This window comes from Enterococcus italicus, from assembly GCF_023743875.1.
GTDB lineage: Bacteria > Bacillota > Bacilli > Lactobacillales > Enterococcaceae > Enterococcus_G > Enterococcus_G italicus.
On sequence record NZ_JAMRVB010000001.1, the window covers coordinates 108,923 to 131,283 of the forward strand.

General features: G+C 41.0%; 17 protein-coding genes and 2 pseudogenes. 14 read left to right on the forward strand and 5 right to left on the reverse strand.

Annotation, left to right across the window (positions count from 1 at the left end):
- Positions 1–445: 445 nt before the first annotated feature.
- A pseudogene (locus tag NE257_RS00555) lies at positions 446–1,992 on the forward strand (class I adenylate-forming enzyme family protein).
- A 180-nt stretch (positions 1,993–2,172) separates the two neighbouring features.
- Complete coding sequence (locus tag NE257_RS00560) at positions 2,173–2,715, forward strand: ClbS/DfsB family four-helix bundle protein (protein ID WP_007209092.1); 543 nt, start codon at positions 2,173–2,175, stop codon at positions 2,713–2,715.
- Between the two features lie 10 nt (positions 2,716–2,725).
- On the opposite strand, the gene NE257_RS00565 is transcribed toward NE257_RS00560, so the two are convergent.
- Positions 2,726–3,505 (reverse strand): ABC transporter ATP-binding protein, encoded by a 780-nt coding sequence (locus NE257_RS00565; protein WP_251885544.1) that lies wholly within the window; start codon positions 3,503–3,505, stop codon positions 2,726–2,728.
- 242 nt (positions 3,506–3,747) lie between these two features.
- On the opposite strand from NE257_RS00565, the gene NE257_RS00570 reads away from it, so the two are divergent.
- The gene (locus tag NE257_RS00570; RefSeq protein ID WP_251885545.1) at positions 3,748–4,623 is read left to right on the forward strand and encodes a cation diffusion facilitator family transporter; all 876 of its coding nucleotides are present in this window, start codon (positions 3,748–3,750) and stop codon (positions 4,621–4,623) included.
- Between the two features lie 201 nt (positions 4,624–4,824).
- Positions 4,825–5,673: an aldo/keto reductase gene (locus tag NE257_RS00575; RefSeq protein ID WP_251851051.1), complete on the forward strand. Its 849-nt coding sequence runs from the start codon at positions 4,825–4,827 to the stop codon at positions 5,671–5,673.
- Positions 5,674–5,797: 124 nt separating this feature from the next.
- On the opposite strand, the gene NE257_RS00580 is transcribed toward NE257_RS00575, so the two are convergent.
- The 3 genes from NE257_RS00580 to NE257_RS00590 form a co-directional block, all read right to left on the reverse strand.
- On the reverse strand, positions 5,798–6,715 hold the full coding sequence (locus NE257_RS00580) for a lactate/malate family dehydrogenase (protein WP_251885546.1): 918 nt from the start codon (positions 6,713–6,715) through the stop codon (positions 5,798–5,800).
- Between the two features lie 99 nt (positions 6,716–6,814).
- Positions 6,815–6,979, reverse strand: a complete 165-nt coding sequence (locus NE257_RS00585) for a hypothetical protein (protein ID WP_251851053.1) — start codon at positions 6,977–6,979, stop codon at positions 6,815–6,817.
- A gap of 140 nt (positions 6,980–7,119) precedes the next feature.
- Entirely contained in the window at positions 7,120–7,548 is a 429-nt protein-coding gene (locus tag NE257_RS00590; RefSeq protein WP_251855058.1) for an acyl-CoA thioesterase, read from the reverse strand.
- Between the two features lie 176 nt (positions 7,549–7,724).
- Here NE257_RS00590 and licT point away from each other — a divergent pair, with 176 nt between their 5' ends.
- The 8 genes from licT to pepV all read left to right on the forward strand — a co-directional run bounded on the left by licT (position 7,725) and on the right by pepV (position 19,996).
- The gene (licT, locus tag NE257_RS00595) at positions 7,725–8,561 is read left to right on the forward strand and encodes a BglG family transcription antiterminator LicT (RefSeq protein ID WP_251885547.1); all 837 of its coding nucleotides are present in this window, start codon (positions 7,725–7,727) and stop codon (positions 8,559–8,561) included.
- A gap of 84 nt (positions 8,562–8,645) precedes the next feature.
- A complete protein-coding gene (locus tag NE257_RS00600) occupies positions 8,646–10,532 on the forward strand; it encodes a beta-glucoside-specific PTS transporter subunit IIABC (protein WP_251885549.1) in 1,887 nt (628 codons plus the stop codon).
- A gap of 4 nt (positions 10,533–10,536) precedes the next feature.
- Positions 10,537–11,970, forward strand: coding sequence for a 6-phospho-beta-glucosidase (locus tag NE257_RS00605; protein WP_251885551.1), 1,434 nt, complete (start codon positions 10,537–10,539; stop codon positions 11,968–11,970).
- A 398-nt stretch (positions 11,971–12,368) separates the two neighbouring features.
- Positions 12,369–13,664 carry a histidine--tRNA ligase gene (hisS, locus tag NE257_RS00610; protein ID WP_251885552.1) on the forward strand — a complete coding sequence of 432 codons (1,296 nt, stop codon included), beginning with the start codon at positions 12,369–12,371 and terminating at the stop codon, positions 13,662–13,664.
- Between the two features lie 6 nt (positions 13,665–13,670).
- Entirely contained in the window at positions 13,671–15,446 is a 1,776-nt protein-coding gene (gene aspS, locus NE257_RS00615; protein WP_251885553.1) for an aspartate--tRNA ligase, read from the forward strand.
- Between the two features lie 113 nt (positions 15,447–15,559).
- Positions 15,560–16,435, forward strand: coding sequence for a YitT family protein (locus NE257_RS00620; RefSeq protein ID WP_007209080.1), 876 nt, complete (start codon positions 15,560–15,562; stop codon positions 16,433–16,435).
- Between the two features lie 163 nt (positions 16,436–16,598).
- Complete coding sequence (locus NE257_RS00625) at positions 16,599–18,497, forward strand: acyltransferase family protein (RefSeq protein ID WP_251855054.1); 1,899 nt, start codon at positions 16,599–16,601, stop codon at positions 18,495–18,497.
- Between the two features lie 86 nt (positions 18,498–18,583).
- The gene (gene pepV / locus NE257_RS00630; RefSeq protein WP_007209078.1) at positions 18,584–19,996 is read left to right on the forward strand and encodes a dipeptidase PepV; all 1,413 of its coding nucleotides are present in this window, start codon (positions 18,584–18,586) and stop codon (positions 19,994–19,996) included.
- A 333-nt stretch (positions 19,997–20,329) separates the two neighbouring features.
- Here pepV and NE257_RS00635 read toward each other — a convergent pair whose 3' ends face one another.
- Positions 20,330–20,701 (reverse strand): hypothetical protein, encoded by a 372-nt coding sequence (locus NE257_RS00635; protein ID WP_007209077.1) that lies wholly within the window; start codon positions 20,699–20,701, stop codon positions 20,330–20,332.
- A gap of 166 nt (positions 20,702–20,867) precedes the next feature.
- On the opposite strand from NE257_RS00635, the gene pepA reads away from it, so the two are divergent.
- Together pepA and NE257_RS00645 are read left to right on the forward strand one after the other, a co-directional pair.
- Positions 20,868–21,944 (forward strand): glutamyl aminopeptidase, encoded by a 1,077-nt coding sequence (pepA, locus tag NE257_RS00640; protein WP_251851481.1) that lies wholly within the window; start codon positions 20,868–20,870, stop codon positions 21,942–21,944.
- A gap of 52 nt (positions 21,945–21,996) precedes the next feature.
- A pseudogene (locus NE257_RS00645) lies at positions 21,997–22,347 on the forward strand (thioredoxin family protein); the annotation flags it as partial.
- Between the last annotated feature and the right edge of the window lie 14 nt (positions 22,348–22,361).

The following is a 22,361-nucleotide window of genomic DNA, read 5'->3' on the forward strand; positions in this document are numbered from 1 at the left end:
TTTATATAAGTCTTGAGAAAGTGGGTGCTTCGGCACTCTCTTTTTTCGTTATTCAATTATAGTAAATAGATCAGGCCTTTATCTTTCAGGGTTTACTACCGATAAAAAACAGCAAATCCTTGATTTTACTCAACGTGTTTCATTATTTTTAGAACAACATCAGTTAAAAATAGATGGAGAGATTTGGGAGTTACTGTGGCAAGATGAAGTATTTACAACGGAAAAGGAGTTACAAGTTTTTGAAGTGATGATACCGATAAAACCGATAAAACCTGTATCTCATTAACTTGCTGAAAACCAAAAACGTGAGTATCAGCTTATACCTTTAAACAACGCTGATAACAATTGGATTCTAAGCTGTTTTTTTACCAGTTAATTGACTATGTGCAAAAATGCACTTTTAATTTGTTAGCGATTTCGATAAAATAGTAACGATCGTAATTATATGAAAGAAGGTAGTTCATTGAAAATATGTGACCATCAACCATTAAATCTTTACGGAAACTACTTAGTATCTGCTCAAAAATTTCCGTACACACTGATCTTATTTGATGAAGTGTTACGTGCATTTCCTGAATTAGAGACAGCCACGACTTATATGGAAAGTTTGACAATCATTCAAAAACGTGCGTATCAATTGGCGCAGTTAGGAATTGGTCGTGGTGACAAAGTTTTATTATACAAGAGTCCCAAGTTTGATACGTATTTACTAGCGGTAGCCGTATCTTATTTAGGTGCGGTTCCAGCGATGATTTCTTACCATTTACCAGCAGAGACGATTGAAGTCTTTATTGATCGTTTGGAGCAACCATTTTTGATTTACGATGAAGTGACAGAAGGGCGCGTCAAGGCTGTCCGTCGTGATACCACCAATTTGGCATTATCCGTGGAGATTATTTTAGAGACTGAAGCGCCTGAAGTCCCTCAAGCAGAATTAGCGCTAGATGAGATTTCTTATATGACACATACTTCAGGAACGACAGGGATTCCTAAATTAATCTGCCATTCAGCAAATTCAATGGGCTGGCGGACAGCATGGCAAAAATCAGTGATTCACGAGATGGGGGAGCCTGGACTAGTTGCTTTTCATATTTCACCGGTTCATTCACGCTTTAATATTGGTGTCTCTTCCTTAATGGCACTAGGATTTCCAATGATGCCCCTTGCAAATCCTCAATTTGAATCAGTGTCTAAGATGCTAACTGCTCATCCACCGTTAGCGCTAGAGACGCATCCGAATCATTTTGTTCAATGGACTCAATTGGCCAAGAAGCAACCAGAACTATTTGCTCAGACGAAATATTATCATTCCACTTTTGACGCCATTAATAATGGAACCATGCGTGCATTTTTAACTGCTTCACAAGCAACAGATCCACTATTTTTACAAGTGTATGGTCAAAGTGAATGTGGTCCGATGATCATTAAAGCACACACATTAGCTTCATTGGAACATTCGAATGCTCGGGACATGGGAGTTGGGCTTGCAGATTTAACGAAAGCACGTATTTGTGACGAAGAAGGCCAAGTCTTGCCACCGAATACGGTTGCAATATCCATTTCTTATCAAAAGGACGCGCTTTGACCTATTACAAAGAAGATGCTTGCTTCCAAAAAACAGTCTTCGGCAAATGGTGGGATAGCGGCGATTACGGTAGCATGGATGAGCAAGGACATTTGTATTTAAAAGATCGCCAAGTTGATTTGATTGATTCAGTGAATAGCACACTGACGATTGAGGATTATCTGTTGGATCAATTAGACTTTTTAGAAGAAGTCGTGTTGATTCGTGGTATTGATGACAAAGCTCAGCCGGTCCTAGCTGTTGTGCCAGATCAAGAGATGGATTGGGATGCTTGGTGGGAAAAAGTCAGTGACCTACCACACATGCACTACCCAATCGTACGTGCGTTTGACGAGATTCCACATACAGCTACCATGAAAGTCCAACGTTTGCAACTAGAAAAAGAATTAAAAGAACAAACGAACTAGTTTTTTGAGAAAAAAGTTGGGACAAAAGCGGTTAGCTCCGCGCAATACGTCCTAAATCCCTGAAATTGGTCCGCAATTTTAGGGAGGAATTATTGCCAAGAGAGCTGCTTTTGAAACACTGTTTTGTGTATTTAAGGGAGTGTGTTTTTCGTTTTAGAATAGGTGAGAAAGGGGTCTATCATGGCACGACCAAAGACAAAAGCTGAATTGCAAGCGGAGTTACCAAAAGCTTATGAGCGCTTGCAACAAGCTATTTCAAATTTGAGTGAGGAGCAACGAGTAGAAGAGATTGTCTTTTCAGAAGCGTTTCTTTTGAAGCATAAGGAAGCACATTGGACGAGAGACAAAAATTTACGAGATATTTTGATTCATCTCTATGAGTGGCAGCTCTTATTGTTGCATTGTTTAGAAAATCTGGAAGCTGATCGTTTTCTACCTGAGCCGTATAATTGGCGGACGTATGGTCAAATGAATGATGCCTTTGTCACAAAACACCAGCATACGACACTCAGTGAAGCAAGTGAGTTACTTGAAGCTAGTCACCGGCGGATTGAGGATCAGCTGCAACGGATGTCTGAAGAAGAATTGTTTGAAAAGGGGCGATTTCGTTGGGCGGGTCATTCACATGCGGCGAGCTATTTTACGGCTAATACAATCAGTCACTATGAATGGGCCAGAAAAAAGATAACTTATTATCGAAAGCATCCGCATTCAGGTATCTAACTTACTTGTATTAAGCAGGATAGACCAAAAAGCGGGTATCTTTATAAGGTAAAATGACTACTTCTTTTTGATAGAAGCTCGATAAATGCGCGGTTGTCAGACACTCTCCACGCAAGCCTTGATGGACAATCTGGCCATCTCTTAACAATAATACATGGGTGAAATCAGTCGTAATTTCTTCGGTATGATGCGTCACCAGCACGAGATTTGGAATCTGTTTGTTGGTTACTAATTGATGAAGTCGGGCTAAGAACTCTTCTCTGGCAAATAAGTCGAGGCCATTTGTTGGTTCATCTAAAATTAGTAGTTTTGGTCGATTGATCAAGGAACGGGCGATTCCTACGAGTTGTTTTTGTCCTTGCGAGAGAGTGTGGAACGTTCGGCCAATGACTTCTTCTAAGCCAAGTTCAACTAATAATTTTTTGGCAGCGGCTAGTTGTTCATCGCTGACTTTTTGATACACACCGACACTAGCAAAATAACCAGAGACGACGATTTTTTCGGCTGTTTCATGTTCAGGAAATTCATTCAAATACGCGGGGCTAATCCAAGCGATTTTTTGCCGTAATTCGGGAATGGAGGATTGACCAAAGACAGTGCCCAGTACCGTGAGTTTGCCGCTTGATGGCCAGAGCTGACCGGTAATTAATTGCAATAGCAAGCTCTTACCAGCACCATTTAATCCTAAAATCACCCAGTTTTGCGTTTCTTCTACTTGCCAATCGATTGCACTTAGCAACGGTTGTTTGTTACGGACAAAGGAAAGTTGTTCACATGATAATATGGTCATTTCAATTCCTCCAATGTAGTCAAATAATTGTTAAAACCATAGCACGTTGCGCCCAATTTGACAATGGTAATCCTTCGTTTTGCTTTCATGAAACTTACGAAAATTAGGTTCTCCTTAACTCGAATTGTGGTGCATAGACCAATCGATGTTGGAAACCCAAAATAATAAAAAAATTCCCATACTGTAAAAAATCCCGGTTAAATTTGATATGATGGACATCAATTCAAAAAGGGGGCAGTAAAATGGCTAATGATCGGTATCAAGAGTTAAAGCAAGCAGAAAAAGGTGCGATCATCAGTATTGTTGCTTACCTTGTCATTTCAATTTTAAAACTTCTTGTCGGTAATTGGGCAGACTCAGAAGCGTTACGAGCCGATGGATTGAATAATGCTACCGATATTATTGCATCAGTATCCGTATTAATCGGACTAAAAGTATCACGTAAACCTGCCGATGAGGATCATCGCTATGGTCATTGGAAGGCAGAAAACGTAGCCAGTCTCATTACATCCTTAATCATGATTGCTGTCGGGTTACAAGTATTATACAGCTCTATCCAGACGGTTATTAGGGAGCGAAGTGAATCACCAGACAGCATAGCCGCGCTTGTCGGCATTGTTTCGGCAGTGATTATGTATAGTGTGTATTTCTATAATAAAAAGCTAGCTGAAAAGGTTAAAAGTTCAGGATTATTAGCCGCAGCTAAGGACAATCGTAGTGATGCGTGGACAAGTATCGGGACTGCGGTCGCCGTCTTTGCCGCGACATTTCACTTGCCATGGGTCGATAGTGTCGCCGCTTTAGTAGTCGGGATCTTAATTGTCAAAACAGGGATCGATATCTTTAAGGAAAGTACGTTTACACTTTCCGATGGCTTTGATATTGCATTAATTCAGGCATACAAAGAAGAAATTCAAAAAATCCCTGGTATCACTCGGGTCCAAAGTGTCAAAGGGCGTAACTATGGGGCCAATATTTATGTTGATGTTGTGGTTGAAATGCCAGCACAACTAAGTGTCAAGCAGAGTCATGCAATCGCAGACCAGATTGAAGCACTGTTACGTGACAAGTTTGGTGTTTTTGAAATCGATGTCCATGTTGAACCAGACAATCAATAAAAAAGGCTGAGCCAGAATTGTTCAGCTACAAAGGACCAGAAAATCAGAAGTTGTTTTCAAACTTTTGGCTTTCTGGCTTTTTCGTAGCAACTAAATTTAAATCTAAATACCGTGGTTACAACTTTTCTATAAGCATCTGTAGCCTTCAAAGTAAAGATTTTTGGTATAATAGAAAGACAAGATTATAAAGGAGGAAGAAATATGAGTCTAACTTCAACCTATACATTAAAGAATGGGGTAAAAATTCCTCAAGTAGGATTTGGTACATGGCAAACGCCGGATGGTCAAGTCGCAGTCGATTCAGTCAAAGCAGCATTGGCAGCTGGCTATCGTCATATTGATACAGCGCAAGGATATAAAAATGAAGAGAGCGTTGGTCGCGGAATCAAAGAGAGTGGCGTAGCGCGTGAAGAAATCTTTTTAACGACGAAAGTTTGGAATGGCAATCATTCGTATGAATTGGCTAAATCATCTATCGAAAAAAGTTTACATGAATTGGGTACGGATTATTTAGATTTACTGTTAATTCATTGGCCTAACCCAATTGCATTTCGTGACAACTGGGAAGAAGCAAATGCTGAAACATGGCGTGCGATGGAAGAATTTTATGAAGCTGGTAAAATAAAAGCAATCGGTGTAAGTAATTTCCGTCCACATCATTTAGACGCCTTGAGTAAAACTGCTAAAGTCTTTCCTATGGTCAATCAAATTTTCTTAGCACCAGGTGAATTAATGGCCGAAACGGTCCAATATGCCCGTGATCATGAGATGGTCATTGAAGCGTATAGCCCGCTTGGCACTGGGAAAATCTTTGATGTGCCAGAAATGAAAGAATTGGCTCAAAAGTACAATAAAACCATCGCGCAAGTAGCGTTAAGATGGTCACTACAACACGAATTCTTGCCATTACCAAAATCTGTTACACCAAGTCGAATTGAAGAAAATACTGCGATTTTTGATTTTGAGTTATCAGATGCGGATATGAAGATTATTGATGGATTAGATGGTGTTGTCGGCAAAGCCTTGGATCCAGATACAGCTCAATTTTAATCTCTGATAGAAATGTCTTACATCACAAGACAACATTAGTTACAAATAAAAATCCAAAAAATCCAAAAGTTTGTAAGACAGCTTCTGGATTTTCTGGATTTTTTTGTAACTGCAACAGGATTCTTCATTCTTTTTGGTCGATTGCATCGTACATGGTTTGAATCCAGTTGACAGAGATGGCCCATTTTTGCTTTTCATCACTAGATAAGATGGGCGGATAGCTTTCTTCGATGCCTTGTGCGCCGACTTTTGCCGCATGACCGATGTAGAGATTGGCCTCTTGATGGTAGACAGACAATGGGAAAATGCGATGGCTGTCAGTCAAGATAGCATCGATAATTTGTGCGGCCTGGTTGGCGATGCCGTATGAAGTATAGCCTTTACCGGTGAATGTTTTTTCTCCGAGTGCGAAGGTGAGTGCTTCAATTTTTTCTTGTTGCTCGGAACTGATTTGCTCTAGAATCGGACGATAGCCGATAGACGTCGCATGCCAAGCGATGAATTGTGTCTCACCATGCTCCCCTAAAATAAGGCCATCGACACTATCTGGCGCAATCGTCAAAATCTCGCCGACTGCATGCTTGAAGCGAGCAGTGTCTAAAGATGTTCCAGTGCCAAAAATTTTGGATTTGGGTAGGCCGGTTAGTTCTTGTAAGTAGCGAGTGATGACATCACAAGGATTCGTGATGGTCAATAAAATACCATGAAACTTAGACGTGCGAATAATAGGCCCCCACTTTTCAGCGGCTTGTTTTGTAAATGCTAGTTCATCGAAACGAGTACCTTGGCCATTCAATACGGCGATGTCCCCCACTGAAAAAACCAATACATCTAACTCAGCTAAGGAGTCACTTGTTCCCGCATAGAGACGAGTCGTGGTATGCGTGCCAATCTGTCCAGCCCAAAGATCAAAGCCTTCTGATTCTACTAAGTTTTTTTTTTCATCAAAGAGATAAAGTTCATCTGCAATTTGACGTTCGATCAGTGTATGAGCCACCGTACTGCCGACATGACCTACACCGATAATGCCGATTCTTTTCATAAAAGTCAGCTCCTTTATTTGTCTTGATTGTAGTGTAGAACAAGATAGTGAAAAAAGACAGAAAAAATAAAAAAAGTTTGAGTACCTACAATGGCTGACTCAAACTTTTACTTCTTCTAATCTTTTGACATGACCACCAATTTTGTTAGCAAATTCTTCTGAAGATTTTCGATCAGGAAACACTAATAAATTATCGGATGACTTGTCGCGTGTACGATGCCCAGTCTTGTCGATATAGCCATGAAAAACTTTTACAACATACATTACCATCACCTCATATGTAGAATTTAGTAGTACAGAGACTACTCTATTAGAATTATACATAAAATTTGGTGAAATACAATTGGAAACGTTTTAAAAAATAGAAAAAATACAAAAATAATACAGTTATTTTAGTTGTTCCTTTAATTTTCTTGGTTCATAACATAGGTTTCAAAAGTTTTATGAAACTCTGGGAAAGATTTTTTGAGAGAAACTAATCGTTGTCTTTCAGAACTAAGGAAACAGTGACTACTTGTGCCAATCGTGGCTACTTGATTAGTGGTCAGGTTCACTAATTCATAGCGAAAGTCAAAGCGAGTGCCGGAATAGTTGTCTACAAATACGTGTATTTTAACCAAGTCACCATAACGCACCATGCTCTTATACGTACAAGTAACAGCTAAGACGGGGATGATGATGCCGGCGTCTTCGATTGTGCGATACGGAAGATTGAGCCATTCGAGTAGGTCGACGCGCGCTTCTTCAAACCAACGTATGTAATTGGAATGGTGAATAATACCCATTTGATCGGTTTCATAATAATGTGGCTTGCGTGAATATCCTGGATACATAAGAAAACTCCTTTCTGTTCCTACTAATTGTAAGCAAAGTTTGAAAAAGATGCAATCTCTTACATCGTGGGTGATTGACAGAATGAAAAAAGATATGGTACTATTCGTTTGAGATTGTTACCGCTTCATTGTGGGCTATACTCGAGGAGAGCACGTAGCTAAAGGAGAGTAACGAAGTGAGAGTTAAAAAAGTCATCAATAATAATATTGTTGTCTCTTTAGATCACTCGAATCAAGAGCTAATTGTCATGGGTAAAGGGATTGGTTTTAAGCGAAAGGCTGGCGATGAGGTCGACGCGGCTGCTATTGAAAAAGTCTACAGTATTACAAAAGAGTGGAATATGAGCAAGTTAACCAATTTGTTATCAGCGATTCCCTTGGAAGAAATACAAGTAGCCAATGACATTATCAGTTTTGCAAAGGTCTCTTTAGGAAAAAAGCTCAGCGAGAATCTCTTTCTTACGTTATCCGATCATATTCATTTTGCTTTGGAGCGTCATCAAGAGGGCATACAGTTAAAGAATGCGTTGCTTTGGGAGATTAAGCGATTTTACAACCATGAGTTTCTGATTGGTAAAGAAGCGCTGAGTATGATCCAAAGTCGTTTACAGATTTCTTTGCCTGAGGATGAAGCAGGGTTTATCGCATTACATATTGTTAATGCAGAACTATCTGGATCTGAGGTCAACCAAGTGTCAGAAATGACACAAACGATTCAAGCCATCTTAAATATTGTAAAATACCATTTTAATATGGAATTAGATGAATATTCACTTAATTTTGAGCGTTTTGTCACGCATTTGAAGTTTTTTGTTCAGCGTGTCTTTACGGATGTTCACTTGGATGGCGATGAGACAGCGGGCTTTATGTTTATGTTGAAAGATAAGTATCCAAAAGAGTACCAATGTGCATTGAAAATAGGTGAGTACATTCAAAAACAATTTGGACGAAAGCTAGACAATGACGAATTGATCTATTTAACGATTCATATTAAACGAATAACAAGTGAGTAGGATTGTTACTGCATTGCAGGCGAGACCTAACTATGTGATGAATCACGTGGTTAGGTCTCTTTTATTTTAAAGGAGGATATAGGGATGAATTACAAAGATTTAGCAGCGACTATTATTGAAAATGTCGGTGGCGAAGAAAATATTCAAGGATTGACTCATTGCGCTACTCGTTTACGGTTTAATTTGCAAGATGATAATCAACCAAAAGAAAAGGTCTTAAAAGAAACGCCAGGGGTCATGGGCGTCGTAAATAAAGGGGGACAATACCAGGTAATTATCGGCAGTGACGTGGGCAATGTCTACAGTGAAATTATGAAGCAAACGATACTTGAATCAAAAACCGATGAAAAACAAGAAGCAAGTGAACCAAAATCGAAAGTAGCCAAAGTCATTGATACAATTACGGGTATTTTTACACCTATCTTGCCAGCTATCACTGCGGCGGGGATGTTAAAGGCAGTCTTGTCATTATTGGTGGTCTTTTCAGTCCTTACAGTGGAAAGTCAAAGTTATCAAATTTTGAACTTTATGGCGGATGCAGCTTTTTACTTTTTACCTGTCTTGTTGGCAGCATCTTCTGCCCAAAAATTCAAAACCAATATGTATTTAGCAATGATGTTAGGAGGTATCTTACTACATCCTAACTTTGTTGCAATGGTGACAGCGGCTAAAGAAAGTGGCGATGCCATTCGCTTGTTTGGCTTACCAATTTCAGCCGTTAGTTACTCTTCTTCTGTTATTCCAATTATCTTGGCTGTTTGGTTCTTATCTTATGTAGAACCGATTGCCGATCGAATTTCACCAAAAGCAATCAAATTCTTTAGTAAACCATTGATTTCGATTGCAGTTGTGGGGATTGTTACGTTAACGATTTTAGGTCCAGTTGGGTATTTGATTAGTGATTGGATTTCAACGGGTATTACGTTCTTAGAAAGTGTTAGCCCTTGGATTGTACCGTTGTTATTAGGAACATTTACACCATTGTTTGTGGCAACTGGGACACACTATGGTCTAGTACCGATTGGAATCAATAACCGTATGACATCGGGCTATGACACAGTGATTTACCCAGGGATGTTAGCATCAAATGTCAGCCAAGGTGCGGCAGCGTTAGCCGTTGGGGTGAAGTCAAAAAATCAAGAGACGAAACAACTTGCTTTTTCGGCCGGTTTGACAGGAATTTTTGGAATTACAGAGCCAGCTTTATATGGGGTTAACTTACGCTACAAAACACCATTGTATGCAGCAATGATTGGTGGTGGAGTTGGTGGTTTATTTATGGGTATTTTCCGCGTGAAGAACTTCTCAGGTGGTTCACCAGGTCTACTAACATTGCCTAGCTACATTGGCGACAATACATTGAGTCATTTTTACTTTGCTTGTATCGGTGCAGTAATTAGTATCGTGATTACCTTTATCGTCACGTTCATTTTATTTAAAGAAAAAACAGATGAAACAAGCACCACAGAAGTAGCACAACCAACCGTAAAAACAACGGAAGATAGTGATGTCTTTGCCCCAATCAATGGAGAAGCTGTGGCACTTGAAGCTGTAGCAGATGGCATGTTTTCAGAAGAAATCTTAGGACAAGGGATGGCGATTATTCCTAGCGAAGGAAAAGTCTATGCACCATTTGATGCGACCGTTAGTGCGACGTTTGATAGTGGTCATGCGATTGGCTTGACTAGTAAAAATGGCATCGAGTTGCTAATTCATGTCGGAATTGATACAGTAAAATTAGATGGTGAAGGGTATAGCTATGCTGTTGCAAAAGGACAAGAAGTCAAAAAGGGTGACTTGCTACTAACATTTGATCCACAAGTCATTGTCAAAAATGGCTTAAATTCAATTACACCAGTTGTGATTACGAATACCAATGAGGTAGGAGAAATTTTAACAATTAACGAAGGTGCGATTCATAGCGGCGATCAATTCATCAAAGTCTTTCATCAAAAAAGAAGCGAGGTATGATTGAATGGGATTTAGAAGCGATTTTTTATGGGGCGGTGCAACGGCTGCCAATCAATGTGAAGGTGGATATGACCAAGGTGGACGCGGTCTAGCGAATGTCGATGTCATTCCGACTGGTCCGGATCGTTCAGCGATTATTCAAGGAAAAGAAAAAATGTTGGCATTCGATGACACACATTTTTATCCAGCGAAAGAAGCAATTGATATGTACCATCATTACAAAGAAGACATTGCGCTCTTTGCTGAAATGGGATTCAAGACGTATCGTTTATCAATCGCATGGACACGAATCTTTCCTTTGGGTGATGAGCTAGAGCCGAATGAAGAAGGCTTACTCTTTTACCAACGATTGTTTGAAGAATGTCAAAAGCATGGCATCGAGCCGTTAGTTACGATTACGCATTTTGATTGTCCGATTCATTTGATTAAAGAATATGGTGGCTGGCGCAATCGTAAAATGCTGACATTTTATGAACGTCTTTGCCGCACAGTCTTTACACGCTACAAAGGGTTGGTACGTTACTGGCTGACCTTTAATGAAATCAATATGATTTTGCATGCCCCATTTTTAGGAGCGGGCTTGTGCTTTGAGCCTGGCGAGGATGAAGAACAAGTGAAGTACCAGGCCGCCCACCATGAGTTAGTTGCTTCAGCGATTGCAACCAAGATTGCTCATGAGATAGATCCTGAAAACCAAGTCGGTTGTATGTTGGCAGCCGGATCGTATTATGCCTTTAATTGCAATCCGGAAAATGTTTGGTCAAGCCGGACAAAAGATCGTCAAAATTATTTCTTTATTGATGTCCAAGCACGCGGCTACTATCCGACCTATGCGCTAAAACAAATGGAACAAGCAGGCATTGAATTGGTGACAGAAGAAAAAGATTTTGAGTTATTGGCGGAACATACAGTTGATTTTATTTCATTTTCTTATTATTCTTCGCGTGTCGCACCGCTCAAAGATGGAGAGCAAGCAGAGACGGCGGGGAATATCTTTGCCTCTGTCAAAAATCCCTTTTTAGAAGCGAGTGAATGGGGCTGGCAAATCGATCCACTAGGGCTAAGAATTACATTGAATGATATCTGGGATCGGTATCAAAAGCCAATATTTATTGTAGAAAATGGTCTAGGGGCAGTCGATGTACCTGATGAAACTGGCTATGTCGAAGATGATTACCGTATTGATTACTTGGCAGCCCATATTCAGGCGATGAAAGATGCCGTAGAACTAGATGGCGTGGATCTGATAGGCTACACTACTTGGGGCTGTATTGATTTGGTCTCAGCGGGGACAGGTGAAATGAAAAAACGCTATGGCTTCATCTATGTCGATCGTGACAATGAAGGCAATGGGACCTTAAAGCGTACGAAGAAAAAATCATTTGATTGGTACAAGCAAGTCATTGCCTCAAATGGTGAAAACTTAGCACAAAACTAATTACAAATGACATAGTTTTTGCGGCAAGCCGTTAAATTTGAGCAAACATTTCAGAATTTGTGGCCGTGAGAATCTTTTGCCATCGCCACTTGTGTTTGACCTTGACTTTTTGATAGTTTTCAGGTAGTTTATACGTATTATAGAGAAAATCGATGAAGGAAAAGGTAATTAATTTTCATTTGCTAGAGAGAACTACCTGAGGCTGGAAGTAGTTTGGTGAGATTAATGAGGAGACATTCTGGAGATGCGTGAGCGAAAAGCCACGACCGTGTACGAGCGTTAATCGTTGAGGAAAGAATCCAGTATTCTTTCAAATTTAGGTGGTACCGCGTGTAACTATTGACTCGCCCTTGTGTAGACAAGGGCGAGTTTTATTTTTTAGGAGGAGAAAAAGGAATATGAAATATCAACGACCAAAAGGAACAAATGATATTTTGCCAGGTGAATCAGAGAAGTGGCAATTTGTAGAAGAAACAGCAAGACTGCTATTTAAAGATTATCAGTTTGATGAAATTCGGACACCGTTATTTGAGCACATTGAAGTCATTTCAAGAAGTGTCGGGGATACGTCTGACATCGTGACCAAGGAAATGTATGATTTTTATGACAAAGGAGATCGTCATATTACCTTGCGGCCAGAAGGGACTGCACCAATTGTCCGTTCCTTTGTGGAAAATAAATTATACGGTCCGGAATTTCCGAAGCCGTATAAAGTCTACTACACTGGACCGATGTTTCGGTATGAGCGTCCGCAAAAAGGTCGTTTGCGTCAATTTCACCAAATCGGGGTTGAGTGCTTTGGCTCCAAAAATCCGGCGACTGATGTAGAGATTATGGCGATGGCCTTGGCGTTCTTTGAACAGCTCGGCATTAGCGATTTACGCTTAGTTATCAATACACTTGGGGATAGTGAGACACGCGTGTCGTATCGTCAAGCATTGATTGAGTATTTAACGCCATTTGAAGAGCAATTAAGTGCTGATTCAAAACGACGTCTACACGAAAATCCATTGCGAGTGCTAGATAGCAAAGACAAAAAGGACAAAGAAATTGTAGCCAATGCACCGCAAATCTTAGATTACTTAACGGCTGAATCAAAGACCCATTTTGAGACAGTGATAGCGATGCTAGACGCATTAGACATCGTGTATGAAGTCGATAGCAACATGGTGCGTGGTCTGGATTACTATACGCATACAATTTTTGAAATCATGCATGACTCAGACGCATTAGGGACCCAATCGACAATCTGTGCTGGAGGCCGCTATGATAATTTGATTGAAGAATTCGGTGGCGAATCAACTCCTGGTTTTGGCTTTGGTATCGGGATTGAGCGTGTCTTATTGACACTCGACTCAGAAGGAATCGAGCTACCAACGATTGACACGATTGATGCCTATGTGGTGCATTTAGGTGAAGAGACAAATGTAGAAGCCTTGAAATTAGTACAAGCGATTCGCAATGCAGGATTTTCGGCAGACCGTGATTATATGGGACGCAAAGCGAAAGCTCAGTTTAAATCAGCTGACAAAGCCAAAGCCCGTCTAGTCGTAACAATCGGTGATTCCGAATTGGCCGAGCAACAAGTGAAAATTAAAAATATGGCGACGCGGGTGGAAGCAACGTACCCATTAGCCAAAATCTATGATGAATTTGCAACAGTATATGATGAAATGATAACAAAAGGAGAATAGAAACAAATGGAAAAACGATCGGTGTATTGTGGTTTAGTAAATGAAGAATGGTTAGACAAGCGAGTCGTCTTAAAAGGTTGGGTGCAAAAGCGTCGCGACTTAGGTGGCGTGATTTTCATCGATCTACGTGACCGTGAAGGAATTGTCCAAGTCGTCTTTAACCCTGCGACTTCAGAAGAAGCATGGGCGATTGCGGACAAATGCCGTAGCGAATACGTCATTGAGATAAGCGGAACAGTGATTCAACGTTCACCAGAAGCGGTTAATCCGAAGATGCAGACAGGTGCCTATGAAGTCATGGCTGATCAAATTACGATTTTAAATCGGGCGAAAACGCCACCATTCCCTATTGAAGATGAAAATCAAGTCGGTGATGACATTCGTATGAAGTACCGTTACCTTGATTTACGTCGTCCACAAATGACAAAAAACTTATTGCTACGTACAAAGACGACACAAGCGATTCGTCGTTACTTAGATGACAATGATTTCTTAGATATCGAAACACCTTATTTGGCAAAATCAACTCCGGAAGGTGCACGTGATTACTTGGTACCATCACGAGTTCATCCAGGTCATTTTTATGCCTTGCCACAATCACCACAAATCTTTAAACAATTGTTAATGGCTTCTGGCATGGATCGTTACTATCAAATCGTCCGTTGTTTCCGTGATGAAGATTTACGGGGAGACCGTCAGCCTGAGTTTACCCAAGTCGATATCGAAACAACGTTCTTAACGGCAGAAGAAATCCAAACGTATACTGAAGGCTTGATTCAAAAAGTCATGAAAGACGTTAAAGGAATCGACGTGACTTTACCATTCCCACGTATGACATGGAAAGAAGCGATGAATCGTTACGGTAGCGACAAGCCAGATACACGCTTTGAGATGGAATTAATTGATCTTTCTGAGACAGTGAAAGACATTGACTTTAAAGTATTCCAAATGGCAATCGAAAACGGTGGCGTCGTAAAAGCCTTAAATGCCAAAGGTGCAGCAGATAAATACTCACGTAAAGATATGGATCAACTAGGACAATATGTCAGTCAGTTTGGTGCCAAAGGGCTTGCGTGGTTAAAAGTCGAAGAAGATGGCTTAAAAGGTCCGATTGCTAAATTCTTCAAAGAAGCGACCGAAGCAATCATTGCGGCAACAAATGCGGAAGTCGGGGACTTATTGATGTTTGGAGCAGACTCATTTGAAGTCGTTTCAGCGACATTAGGTGCCGTTCGTACTCGTCTAGGTAAAGAACTAGGCTTAATTGATGCGACGAAGTTCAATTACTTATGGGTTGTAGATTGGCCACAATTTGAATACGATGAAGAAGCAGGCCGCTATGTATCTGCTCACCATCCATTCACTATGCCTAAAGCGAGCGATGTAGAACTTCTAGCTACTGATCCAGCGCGTGTCCATGCGGAAGCATATGATATCGTCTTAAATGGCTACGAATTAGGCGGCGGATCATTGCGGATTCATACCCGTGAGGTGCAAGAGCAAATGTTTGAAACATTAGGCTTCTCACGTCGCGAAATGACAGAACAATTCGGCTTCTTATTAGAAGCATTAGACTATGGTTTCCCACCACATGGAGGAATTGCCTTAGGATTGGACCGCTTTGCGATGTTATTAGCAGGTGAGGACAATATTCGTGAAGTCATTGCCTTCCCTAAAAACGGTCGTGCAATCGATCCAATGTCACAAGCGCCAAGCACAGTATCACCGCTTCAATTATTTGAATTAAATATTGATGTGACGACAAGCGAAGACGACGAATAAAAAAGCACTGGCAGTCGAATTGTAGGGAAGCCTAGAATTTCGACTGCTTTTTTTAGGGGCATTGTGTATAATGGGTATGAAAGAAAAAGAATAAAGTGAGGAAGAATTCGTTCATGAATTGGTTATTTAAGTTTTTCCCTCATCCGGACTATGCGGCAAAATTTTCATTTGCGGTAGTCTATGCGTTGCTGGCATCTGTTTCAGTGCGCCTTTTTTATGGACCTGGGAAGATCTATTCAAGTGGAATTACCGGTATTGCTCAGATTTTGTCGACATTGTCTAATCGATTGATTGGTTTTGAAGTTCCTGTATCACTCATGTTGTTATTGTTAAATTTGCCGTTATTCTTTTTAGGGTGGCACAAAATTGGACACAAGTTCACCTTTTTCACTGGTATTACCGTTGTCTTGACTTCGGTTTTTATGCAAGTAATTCCCAGTGAAGTGTTATCCAAAGATCCAGTGATTTGTGCGATTTTTGGAGGTGCAACGATGGGCGCAGGGATTGGCTATGCGTTAAAAAATGGTCTGTCCTCTGGTGGTCTTGATTTTATTAGCATTGCGGTGCGCAAAAAGACAGGGAAGTCGATTGGCTCGATTTCGATCTTTTTTAATTTTCTAATCATGATTGCAGCCGGAATTTTGTTTGGTTGGCAGTCGGCATTGTATAGCGCACTTGCTATTTTCGTATGTGGGAAGGTGACCGATGCTGTCTTTACGAAGCAAAAGAAAATGCAAGTCACGATTATTACGCGTTTTCCTGATGAGGTCGTTCACACGATTCAAGACCACATCCGGCGAGGGATCACGATTATCCACGAAGCAGAAGGTGCGTATCGCCATGATAAGCAGACTGTTTTGATTACAGTCGTGACGCGCTATGAGTTACCTTTATTAAGACAAGCTATGCGAGAGTCTGATCCCAAGGCCTTTGTCAGTATTGCCGATAATGTGCAAATTTTGGGCCGCTTTTACGAAGAACAACTATAAAACAAGGAGGCCACTTGGTCTGCTTGTTTTTTACGATTAACTTTTTACCAAATTTTGCTAAATTATGTAGCTGTTCTCATGCTTTTTTTGCCATTTTGTGGCATGATTACTAAAGAAAGTTTAAGTAGTGAGCTACTTTAGATTAAGATAAAGGATTTATAAGATGAAAGAAAAAACAATGAAAAAAAGTCGTTACATTACTGGGATTGATGGCTTACGTAGTTTGGCTGTTATAGGGGTTATTTTGTATCATCTCATGCCAACAACGATGCGCGGGGGGTATCTAGGTGTTCCCATTTTTTTTGTGATTTCAGGATATTTGATTACGGATTTGTTGCGTCAAGAATGGCAACGGACGCAAAAAATTAACATGAAGCAATTTTATTATCGGCGAATGAAGCGTCTCTATCCGGCGTTGGTCGCGTTATTACTAGGGTCATCGTTTTATATTACGTTGTTTCAGCGGAATTTATTGAATAATTTGCGTGGCGTGGTGGTCAGTAGTTTACTCTATCTCAATAACTGGTGGCAGATCAAGCAAGGCTTTTCCTATTTTGATCGCTTCACCAATGAATCACCGTTTACCCATCTCTGGTCGTTGGCTGTAGAAGGGCAGAACTATCTCATTTGGCCGGTACTCTTTTATTTATTGGTTCGTTTTGTGAAAAAACGCAGCACGATTTTTTATTTTTTGACTGGCATGGGCATTGCATCCGCCATCTTAATGGCTGTTCTTTATCAGCCCAGTGGTGATCCGACACGGGTCTACTACGGCACGGATACACGACTGTTTTCTTTATGGATGGGGAGCGCATTAGCCTTTATCTGGCCGTCCAACCATTTAAAAGAAAAGATTCCGTCCCAAGCTAAAAAGTTATTAAATGTAGCAGGTTTTACGTCTGTGCTTTTCTTACTCGTGGCGCTCTTTTTCTTAAGTGATCAGTCGTCATTTGTCTACTATGGGGGCTTGTATCTTATTAGTATACTCTCGACAATTGCAGTCGCTATCACTGCCCATCCTGGCGCGAGTCTGAATCGTTGGCTAACCAATCCGATCTTTGCCTATATCGGCAAACGCAGCTATGGCATTTATTTGTATCAGTTTCCGGTAATGATCTTCTATGAAGCGAAAGTCTCCAATTTAGCTGATCATATCTGGTTGCATACACTGATTGAAGTTCTTTTGATTTTAGGCATTAGTGAATTATCGTATCGCTTTATTGAAGAGCCATTTCGGAAGTTTGACTATAGTCAGACATGGCCTACCGTGCGTGATTGGTTTGCTCGTCCGATAATCAGTAAAGCGAAGCCTTGGCAATTGCCAGCTGCGATTGTGACAGTGGTGGCGTTAGTCGGAATTGTGACCGCTCCAAAAGATCAAGTCGATGCTGAACAAAAAGAATTTCAAACGGAAATTTCCCAAAATCAAAAGATTGCTGAAAAAACCAAACAACAAACAACGACTGAAAGTTCTACTGCAACGACGGACACTGTCGACTCAGCGACGAAAGAAGAGGAAGAAGAAGTCTTTAGCACAAATGTGTCCGATATTATGAAAAAATATGACCTATCTAAAAAGATAGTCGAAGCAGCTCAGATAAAAGAAGTGACTATTTTTGGAGATTCCGTCGCATTAGGAACAGCAAAAAATATCAATGAAGTCTTTCCTAAAGCTGTCGTCGATGCACAAGTCGGCCGTCAACTCTATGGCACGGTCCCATTGTTGCAAAAATTAGCTGAACAAGGCTTACTGAAAGATACGGTCGTGATTGCTTTAGGAACCAATGGACCAGCGACTTCGGCTCAGTTTGATGAATTGATGGCCTACCTGGGTGATCGCAAGGTCTATTTTATGAATGTCCGAGTGCCCACTCAGCGCTGGCAAAATGATGTGAATGATTTATTGACTGAAAAAGCGAAGCAATACAGCAATATGAAAGTCATTGATTGGTATGACTTAAGTAATGATCATGATGACTGGTTCCGACCAGACCGTGTGCATCCGACCGTACCTGGTCGGATTGCCTATACGCGCTTACTTGCTAAGGCTATTTTGAAATAGAAATTTCACAAATCAGCTACAAAAGAATTTTCATTTGGAAAATAAAAGTGATATGATGATAGAGATTAAGAACGGAGGTTTTTTTCATGACAACGGATTGGAAAAAAGAAGTCGCTGCGAGAAAAGACGACTTATTAAGTGATTTAGAAGCACTATTACGTGTAAAAAGTGAACGGGAAGATGACAAAGCGACAGCTGATGCACCTTTTGGACCTGGTCCACGGGCTGCATTAGAAAAAATGTTAAGCTTTGGTGAACGCGATGGCTTCACCGTCAAAAATGTCGACAACTATGCTGGTCACATTGAATTTGGTGAAGGAGACGAAACACTAGGTATCTTCGGTCACATGGATGTCGTGCCTGCTGGCGATGGCTGGGATACTGATCCATACGAACCAGTGATTAAAGACAACAAAATCTATGCTCGTGGATCATCTGATGACAAAGGACCAAGTATCGCTGCATACTATGGGATGAAAATTATCAAAGAACTCGGTCTACCTTTATCGAAAAAAGTCCGCTTTGTTGTCGGTTCTGATGAAGAAAGTGGCTGGGGGGATATGGATTATTACTTCCAACACGAAGAAAAACCTGATTTCGGCTTTTCACCTGATGCCGAATTTCCAATCATTAACGGGGAAAAAGGAAATATCTCATTGCTCGCTCACTTCAGCTCATCAAATGAAGGCAGCTATACATTGCAATCATTCAAGAGCGGCTTGCGTCCAAACATGGTGCCAGGATCTGCCACTGCCAAAGTGACCTTGCCTGCAGCAAGTGACTTTGCGGAATTTGAAGTCGCACTAAACGCATTTACCGATGAACATCCAGTAACGGCTAAGGCTACTCAAGCAGATGCGACAGTAACTGTTGAGCTTGTCGGTAAGAGCGCACACGGGGCACATCCATCCGCTGGGATTAATGCCGGTACATTTTTGGCTCTATTCCTAGATCACTTTGATTTTGCTGGCGGAGCAAAGAGCTTCTTACATGTCGCAGGTGCGTACATGCATGAGGACTTTGATGGGAAAAAATTAGGCGTGGCCTACAATGATGAAAAGATGGGCGAATTAACCATGAATGCTAGTCTATTTCATTTTGAAGATGGCGCCAAAGAAGCAACCATCAACTTAAACTTCCGTTACCCTCAAGGTACGACGGCTGAAAACTTAGAAGCTGGTCTTGAAGAATCTATTGGTTCTTACGGCGTAACAACGACGCGTGAGCCACATCATATGTTGCCACACTATGTACCAGTTGATGATCCATTGGTTGCGACATTGCTTTCAGTATATGAAGACCATACTGGCCAAAAAGGATACGAACAAATTATTGGTGGCGGAACATTTGGCCGTCTATTAGAACGCGGTGTTGCGTATGGCGCGATGTTCCCAGGCTATACTGATACGATGCACCAAGCAAATGAATTTATGGACTTGGATGATTTATTCAATTCAGCCGTTATTTTTGCGGATGCTATCTATCGACTAGCCAAATAAGCTGAGACAGAATTGTTCGGCTACAAGCAAAAAACCAGATCGTCCAGAAGTTGGCACAACTTTTGGATGATCTGGTCTTTTATAATTGTCTTGCTAATTGGATGTAGCAAAAAATAGTTAGTTCAAGTCCTTAATAAGTCAAAAATTTGAAGAACAATTTTTGGGATTTCTGAGCTTATTGCTCGGAGCTGAACGCTTTAGTTACAGCCTCATTTAAACGGTGTACCAAAAGCAGCTCACTCGGCAATAAGTCAAAAATCCCTAAAAATTTGAAGAACAATTTTTGGGATTTCTGAGCTTATTGCTCGGAGCTGAACGCTTTAGTTACAACCTCTAAAAACCGAGTACGGAGTCGTTTTGTTCTACTGGGATGCGATGGACTTCTAAGACCGTGCCAGTGCGAGCATCGGCTAAAAACTCATAGGTGACCAAGGTTTGGTCTTCTATACGTGAAATACCGCCAGCGTAGACTTCTGTTCGAATCGCAAACTTCCGAAAAGGTTGCTTTTGAAATTGAATCCAAGATCCTTCAATCGGTCCTTCCTTTAAAAAAGCCAGTTTTACTTCATCAAGTACTTCATCTGCAGATTGATTGCTACGTTTTTTAGCCCAAATCGTCGAGACGATACCGCTAAATAGACCAATCCCGATACCAACAGCTAATCCATCAGTAAATAATGAGCGTGTTTCTTTTTCAACAGACATCTTGTCAGCTCCTCTCAACACAACGATTGTATTTGCTCTAGTTTACCATAGTTTTTCGCTGAGGAAGAGAAATAATCTCCAAAACCTTTTTTGAAAAGTAATTTGAGTTATAATAAGGACGAATCATTCAATTAAAGGAGGCGAATTGGCACTAGCCAATCAAAGCATGGAAGAAAAAACCTTTCAACGAATCAAAGAACTAACAGAACTACAAGGGACGAGTGGATTTGAGCAAGACATTCGCTCCTATATGCGCAATGAATTGACGCCTCTTGTGGATGAAGTCCAACAAGATGGTTTAGGTGGCTTATTTGGTATTCGTCACCATAAAGAAGCGGATGCACCACGAGTGATGGTCGCTGCTCATATGGACGAGGTTGGCTTTCTACTGACAGAAATTACCGCACGCGGTTTGTTTAAAGTGGTACCACTAGGAGGCTGGAATCCGTATGTGGTCTCAGCCCAGCGCTTTACCTTAAAGACTAGTCAAGGGGATTACCCATGTATCTCTTCCTCAGTACCGCCGCATTTACTACGAGGAACGAGCGGCCAAAAGTCACTAGAAGTGGCAGATATTTTATTTGACGCTGGCTTTGAGTCGAAAGAAGAGGCCGAATCTTTCGGTGTCCGTCCAGGAGACACCATCGTACCAAAAGTAGAAACCATTAAGACAGCCAATGGCAAGAGAATTATCTCAAAATCTTGGGACAATCGCTATGGTTGTGCGGTGGTCTTAGAAGCCTTGGAAGCATTGCAAAATGAAACACTTGGCCACACGTTAATCGCGGGTGCGAATGTGCAAGAAGAAGTCGGCTTACGCGGTTCTAAAGTATCTGTGACAAAATTCAAACCAGATATTTTCTTTGCGGTCGATTGCTCAGCGGCGGATGATACAGTGACGACGAATGGCACATTTGGTCATTTAGACGAAGGTACATTGTTGCGTATCTTTGATCCAGGGTTGATCATGTTACCAGCATTGAAAGAATACTTGCTAGATATTGCTAGTACGCATCATATTCCGTATCAATATTTTGTATCCAAAGGCGGCACCGACGCTGGAGCAGCCCATGTGGCCAATGAAGGAATTCCAAGTAGTGTGATCGGTGTCTGTGGTCGCTACATCCATACTCATCAAACGATGTTTAGCATTCGTGATTTTGATGCGGCGAGAGAAATGTTAATCCAAACACTCAAAGGCTTAGACCGCTCGACAGTCGATACCATCGTCAAAGGTAAATAACTTTTGTTGAAAAGAATTGTCTGTATGAAACGCAAATGAGCAAAAGAAAAAAAAGAGTATACTACGAAAAGAAGGTGAACATATGATTATTCCAGAAAGTCTTGAAGAGTTAGCTAGCTACGTTGAAAAAGGGAAAAATGTTTTCTTTTTTACGGCAGATTGGTGTGGCGACTGCCGCTACATTCATCCAAGTATGCCAGAAATTGAAGCGATGTTTCCTGATTATCAATTTATCGAGGTAAATCGTGACAAATACATGGACGTAGCCAGCAAATGGGATATTTTTGGTATTCCAAGCTTTGTCGTGATTCAAGACGGCAAAGAATTAGGCCGCTTAGTCAATAAAGACCGCAAGACGAAAGCTGAAATCGCGGAATTTTTAACCCATCTTCCAAAAAATTGAGAAAAGGTGACGAC